This window comes from Kitasatospora sp. NPDC057198 (assembly GCF_042670125.1).
Classification (GTDB): Bacteria; Actinomycetota; Actinomycetes; order Streptomycetales; family Streptomycetaceae; genus Kitasatospora.
The window spans coordinates 1-5,235 of record NZ_JBHUWH010000517.1; the positions used below are offsets into that span (position 1 = coordinate 1).

A 5,235-nucleotide genomic window follows, 5' to 3' on the forward strand; every position below is an offset into this window, starting at 1 on the left:
GTCCGGGCCGATCCGCTCGTGCACCCGGGCCCGGGCCGCCTCGCGGACCCGCTGGTCGGTCAGGTAGGCGCGGACCTGCTTCAGATCGAGCACCATGTGCCGCAGCACCAGGTTCGCGAAGAACCTCGAACCGGACAGCGCCCGCAGCGCCGCCTGCACCGAACCCGGCGTCGGCACCAGGGTGTCCGCCGCGCCGGGCGGCACCACCGCCGGGTCGGTCCGGGCGGCCTCCCGCCACCACGCGGCCAGCAGCTCCCGCTCGAAGCCCTCCTCGACGTCCCGGGCGGTGAACGGCGGCGCCCCGTCGGACAGCATCCGCCCGGCCGGGCGGAACAGGTCGCCGTAGAAGCCGATCGCCAGGTCGTCCGCCGCGAGCACCCCCGGCGCCCCGGCCCGCCGCAGGCCGTCGCTCAGCGCGGGCCACCACAGCGCCCGCAGCCGCTCCTCGCCCTCGACCTGCTGCCCCATCCCGTGCACACCGACCACGCGGGCCACAGCCCCACCCCCAGACGAACGGGATCCACCCCACCGATCACGGACCCCCCACACCTACCAGCCCCCCGCCGCCCGCGTCAGCCGAATCGGCCGACCCCGCCCCGGGCTCCGACCCCGCCCCCCGACCCCGGCTCCGGCCCCGCCGGGCGTCGGACCCGCCCGCTACCGTCGCACCCGGTGCACCCGGTGCACCCGTCGCACCCGTCGCACCGCGAGAGACGAGCCCAGGTGAACAGTGACACCCCGCAGCAGCGCCGGGCCCGCCGGGCCGTCCTCGACCACCTGCTCGCACTGCTCGCCGACTCGCCGTGGGCCGACGCGCTGGTGCTGCGCGGCAGCGCGGTGCTGCCCGCCTGGCTGGGCCCGGCCGCCCGCGAGCCCGCGGACCTGGACTGGATCGTCCTGCCCCCCGCGTTCGTCCCGGTCGACGAGCTCGACCCGTACCCGTACCTGCCCGACCTGGCGCCCGTCCGGCTGTGGCCCGAGGCCGCGCACGGCGCGGGGGCCCACGAGATGTGGCGCTTCGAGGACTTCACCACCCGCGGCCTGCGCGCGCACCTCCCGCCGGAGGGCCTGAACTGGGCCCCGGCGGTCGAACCCGAGGACGAGGGGCCGCACCTGTTCCTCCGCGACCTGGTCGAACGCCACCCGCAGGCCGCCCCGGGCGTCCGCCTCGACCCCGGATCCGTCGAGGACGGCGGCGGCTGGAGCTACGAGTTCGACCGCGAACCCGACCGCGACTGCGCGGACGACCGGCCCGGCGTTCGGGTCGCCCTGCGCTGGACGGCGGAGGGCACCGGCGGCGGCGAGGTGACGATCGACTTCGCCCGCGACGAACGGCTGCCCGAACCGCCCGTCCGGACGGCCGTCCCGCGCGGCGACGGCACCGGCGCCACCGCGGTGCGCACCGCGAGCCGGGAACTCTCGCTCGCCTGGAAGCTGCTCTGGCTGCACGCCGACGGCGAACGCGCCCGCGCCAAGGACCTCTACGACGCCGTCCTGCTCGCCGAACTCTGCGCCGACACCCTCGCCCCGGCCCTGCTGCGCCGCGTCCTGGCCCGCGAACCCGGCCACCCCGGCACCCTCCGCCCGGACGACCTGACCGTCCCGCCCGCCGACTGGGAGGCCCTGCGCGCCGCGCACCCCGGCCTCCGGGGCGGCGCCGACGCCTGGCTGGCCCGGCTGCGCACCGCGCTCGCGCCCCTGACCCGGGCCGACTGATCCGGGCCGACTGACCCGGGCCGACTGACCCGCCGTCAACCCCGGCGGGGAAAAGGGGGAGCGCGCGGCCCGGCCCCGGCGTTACGTTGACCGGATGCGCCTGACGAAGCACGCCCACGCCTGTGTCCGGATCGACTCCTCCGACGGCGGGAGGTCCGTCCTGATCGACCCCGGCTGCTGGACGGAACCGCAGGCGTTCGCGGGCGTCCGGGCGGTGCTCTACACGCACGCGCACGCCGACCACATCGACGAGGACCTGCTGCTCGCCGCCCGCGCCGCCGACCCGGAGCTGGCGGTGTACACCCACCCGGAGCTCGCGGCCGAGATCGCCGCGCTCCCCGGCCTCACCGGGCCCGCGCCGGTCGCCGTCCGGGCGGGGGAGGAGTTCACGGCCGGCGGCTTCGGGGTCCGCGCGGTCGGCGGGCGGCACGCCGAGACCATCGACGGGTACCCGGACTGCGCGAACCTCGGCTACCTGATCGAGGGCGTCTACCACCCGGGCGACGCCCTGCACGTCCCGCACGGCCCGGACGAGCGGGTGCGGACCCTGCTGCTGCCCGCCGGCGGCCCCTGGCAGAGCCTGCGGCAGGCGATCGAGATGGTGCGCGCCATCGAGCCGGAGCACACCTTCCCGATCCACGACGCCCACCTGAGCGAGGCCGGCAACGAGAACTTCGACGGCTGGATCGACCGGGCCACCGACACCCGCTACGCCCGCCTCGCCCCCGGCGAGTCCGCCCCGCTGGGCTGACACCGGGCCGGCGGTCCGCCGGTGCGCACCGGCGGGCCGCTCGCGGTCACTGGCCCATCACGTACCGGACGGTCGGGCCGGTGGTCCAGCCGCCGTCCACCGCCAGTTCGGCGCCGGTGACGTAGGAGGCCGCGTCGGACAGCAGGAAGACGGTGGCCGCGGCGATCTCGGGCGCCTCGCCGACCCGGCCCATCGGGGTGTTGGGGTAGTTGCCCTCGCCGCGCCGGATGCCGGTGGAGGCCGTCATCGGCGTGTAGGTCATGCCCGGGTGGACGGAGTTCACCCGGATCCGGTCCGTGCCCAGCTCCACCGCGCCGATCTTGGTCAGGCCGCGCACGCCCCACTTGGAGGCGCCGTAGCCGGCGGTCAGCGCCAGGCCCATCAGGCCGGCCGCCGAGGAGATGTTCACCACCGAGCCGCCGCCCGCCGCCCGCAGCGCCGGGACGACCGTCTTCATGCCGATGAACACACCGGTCAGGTTGATGTCCAGCACCTTGCGGAAGTGCTCCACCGACTCGTCCACCAGGAAGCTCCCGGTGGAGATGCCCGCGTTGTTCACCAGCCCGTGCACCGCGCCGAACTCGGCCTGCGCGTACGCCACCACGTCCGCCCAGTCCTGCTCCGAGCCGACGTCGTGGTGGCGGTAGCGGGCCCGCTCGCCCAGCTCGGCGGCGGTGGCCCCGCCCTCCGCGTCCAGGACGTCGGTGATCAGCACGTTCGCCCCCGCCGCGACCGCCTGTCGGGCGGTCTCCGCGCCCAGGCCCCGGGCCCCGCCGGTGATGATGACGGTCTTGCCGGTCAGCTCGCTCATGACTTGCTCCTCGGTGCTCGGCGCCTCGTGGGCGCCCCTGGTTCCTTGCTGTGCTGCTCCGCGGTCGCCGCCGCGCCGCGGGATCCCCGGGCGGGCCGGCGGGCCGCTCAGGGCACCGGCGCGGTCAGCAGACCGGTGCAGACGGAGACGAGGTCGGCGAGGTACGCGCCGTCCCCGCTCAGGGTGGGCTCGCCCTCGGCGATCTGCCGGGCGCGCTCGGCGAGCGCGGCCCCGATCAGGGTCAGCGCCAGGTCGATCCGCTCCAGCCGGACGGCCTCGGGGGCCAGCGGCACCAGCGGCGCCTCCAGTTCCAGGATCAGCCGCCAGTACAGGGTGCCCGCGAGGCCGGCGTGCGGACGCCGCTCCCGGATGCCGCTGCGGTGGCTGACCTGGGTGGAGATCCGCAGGCAGTCCCGGCCGCGCTCGGTGCGCAGCTCGGTGGCCTCGGCGTCGACCAGCGCCCCGAGCAGCTCGCCCAGCGGGCGCCCCTCGGGCCGCGGCAGCCGCTCGGCCAGCGCCCGCTCGGTGCGCTGCTGGCGCTCGGCCATCACCGCGTCCAACAGGCCCTCGCGCGAACCGAAGTGGTACTGCACCGCGGACGGGTTCGCCTGCCCGGCCTGCCGCACCACCTCGCGCAGCTGCGCACCGTGCACGCCCTGCGCCGCGAACAGGCGCTCGGCGGACCGGATCAGCAGCGACCTGGTGGAACCGCCGCCCGGCTCCCCGCTCGCGGGGGTGCTCCCGGCACCCGTCGACTTCCTCACCATGCCCCCACATTAATACTCACCATTATTAATGTCGAACATTACGCCGATCGGCGTCCTCCGCCCCCCGTCCGTGTGTCGCCTGGGAACTCGCTGGGAGCCCCGGCGCGCGGCACGAGGAATCTCCAAGCCGCACTTGCTAGCTTCGTGACGCATGATCGACTCGTCCCACCTGGCAGCCCGGTCACGCTCCCTGGTGCTCAACCTGCTGTCCCGGCTCAGACTCCGACACCTCGCCTGGCCGGTCTTCGCCCTGGCGTTCTGGCGCTACCTCGCGGTCTACGGCCTCCCGTACGCCAACGACGTGGTCTTCCTGTGGCTGATCGCCGCCCTGGTCGCGGCCTCCGTGCACAGCGGCGGCCGCAAGGGCTGGCTGTACGTCCTGCGCGACTGGGTCCCGGTGATGGGCGTGGTCTGGGTGTACTCCCTGCTCCGCGGCTACGGGGCGCACACGCCGTGGCGCCCGCACTACGCCCCGCAGATCGCCTTCGACGAGGTGCTCGGCTTCGGCGAGACCTGGACCGTCCGCCTGCAGGACTGGCTGTACCACCCCGGCCACCCGCAGTGGTACGACTACGCCGCCGTCACCGTCTACATGTCGCACTTCTTCGCGGTCTTCGTGATCCTCGCCGTGCTCTGGAAGCGCAACCACGCCCGGTTCCGGCACTTCCTCGGCTGCTACCTGGCGATCACCGCCATCGGCTTCGTCACCTACGTGCTCTACCCGGCCGTCCCGCCGTGGCTGGCCGGGCTGGAGCACCACCTGCCGGCCGTCAACCGGATCGTGGCCACCGTCCTCGACAACAGCGGCCTCCACCGGGCCGGCACCATCTTCGAGAACGGCAGCAAGTTCGCCAACGACGTCGCCGCGATGCCCTCGCTGCACGCCGCCTACCCGATGATGATCGCCCTGGTGTTCTGGCCGAAGGCCGGCCGCACCCTGCGCGTGCTGCTCGCCGCGTACCCCCTGGCGATGGCCTTCACGCTGGTCTACGGCGCCGAGCACTTCATCATCGACATCCTGGTCGGCTGGGCCTACGCCTGGGCGATGGTCGCCCTGGTCAACCGGTTCGTCGCCCGCCGCGCCGCGGCCCGGGAGGCGAAGGCGGCGGCCGCCGCCCCCGCCGTCGAACCGACCGTCCCGGTCGGCTGACGAGGGACGTCCCCCCACTCCGTGGGCCCCGGCCCCGGCC

The 5,235-nt window shown here is 75.1% G+C and carries 5 protein-coding genes and 1 pseudogene; 3 read left to right on the forward strand and 3 right to left on the reverse strand.

All coding sequences use genetic code 11. From position 1 onward, the window contains the following. Window positions 1–468, reverse strand: a pseudogene (locus ACFUEL_RS34475) (hypothetical protein); the annotation flags it as partial. Between the two features lie 255 nt (window positions 469–723). Here ACFUEL_RS34475 and ACFUEL_RS34480 point away from each other — a divergent pair. Together ACFUEL_RS34480 and ACFUEL_RS34485 are read left to right on the forward strand one after the other, a co-directional pair. Then, on the forward strand, window positions 724–1,716 hold the full coding sequence (locus ACFUEL_RS34480) for a nucleotidyl transferase AbiEii/AbiGii toxin family protein (RefSeq protein WP_380241312.1): 993 nt from the start codon (window positions 724–726) through the stop codon (window positions 1,714–1,716). 94 nt (window positions 1,717–1,810) lie between these two features. Further along, entirely contained in the window at window positions 1,811–2,467 is a 657-nt protein-coding gene (locus ACFUEL_RS34485) for an MBL fold metallo-hydrolase (RefSeq protein ID WP_380241314.1), read from the forward strand. 46 nt (window positions 2,468–2,513) lie between these two features. On the opposite strand, the gene ACFUEL_RS34490 is transcribed toward ACFUEL_RS34485, so the two are convergent. After that, on the reverse strand, window positions 2,514–3,278 hold the full coding sequence (locus ACFUEL_RS34490; protein ID WP_380241316.1) for a glucose 1-dehydrogenase: 765 nt from the start codon (window positions 3,276–3,278) through the stop codon (window positions 2,514–2,516). Window positions 3,279–3,385: 107 nt separating this feature from the next. After that, window positions 3,386–4,045, reverse strand: a complete 660-nt coding sequence (locus ACFUEL_RS34495) for a TetR/AcrR family transcriptional regulator (protein WP_380241318.1) — start codon at window positions 4,043–4,045, stop codon at window positions 3,386–3,388. Between the two features lie 151 nt (window positions 4,046–4,196). Here ACFUEL_RS34495 and ACFUEL_RS34500 point away from each other — a divergent pair, with 151 nt between their 5' ends. Further along, the gene (locus tag ACFUEL_RS34500) at window positions 4,197–5,195 is read left to right on the forward strand and encodes a phosphatase PAP2 family protein (protein ID WP_380241320.1); all 999 of its coding nucleotides are present in this window, start codon (window positions 4,197–4,199) and stop codon (window positions 5,193–5,195) included. Window positions 5,196–5,235 lie beyond the last annotated feature (40 nt).